Here is a 601-nt window from a genome sequence, read left to right on the forward strand (position 1 = left end):
AGATGCTCTTCGCCCATCTGAAACGGATCCTTGGCCTGAACAGGCTCCGATTACGTGGTCCATGCGGGGCGAATGACGAATTCCTCCTCGCCGCCACCGCCCAGAACCTCCGCAAACTGGCGAAGATCCTTCCCGCACCGCAGCAACCGCGAAAAGTCTGACAGGAAAGGCGCTCGCGCCCAAATTAGGTGACGGAATTCTGCGCCCGCGAACGGGTGTTTTTCCACGGAATCGGCGGAGAGCCGACCTTCGCTGCACCTGCGAAGAACTCACTGCCATCCTGTAAAAACAGACATTGAACCTGGACGCACTTTATGTGTGATCTCCCCCTAACATCAGAGAAGTCGATCTTTTGGCTACTGTTACTCGATCCTTAATCTCTGAACGAAACCACGGTCTTTAACCTGATCGTAGATTTCCATTGGAAGATGTGCTTTGGGTTGCCAGACGCGGGCAAATTCTATGCAGCAGGCAGCTGGTGCCGGTCGTGTCGCGAAGGTGGTGGAAATTTGAAGGTGGCGTAATCTCCGGGTGAACTCAAACCCACCCAACCGGCGGCAGCAACCGCCAAGGAGATCACGCCATGAAGAACAATACCGAC

The 601-nt window shown here is 54.9% G+C and carries 1 pseudogene; it reads left to right on the forward strand.

Annotated elements, in window-relative coordinates:
• Positions 1 to 161, forward strand: a pseudogene (locus tag E1B25_RS22025) (IS5/IS1182 family transposase); the annotation flags it as partial.
• Between the last annotated feature and the right edge of the window lie 440 nt (positions 162 to 601).

The organism is Antarcticimicrobium sediminis (genome assembly GCF_004348975.1).
GTDB classification, from domain to species: Bacteria; Pseudomonadota; Alphaproteobacteria; order Rhodobacterales; family Rhodobacteraceae; genus Antarcticimicrobium; species Antarcticimicrobium sediminis.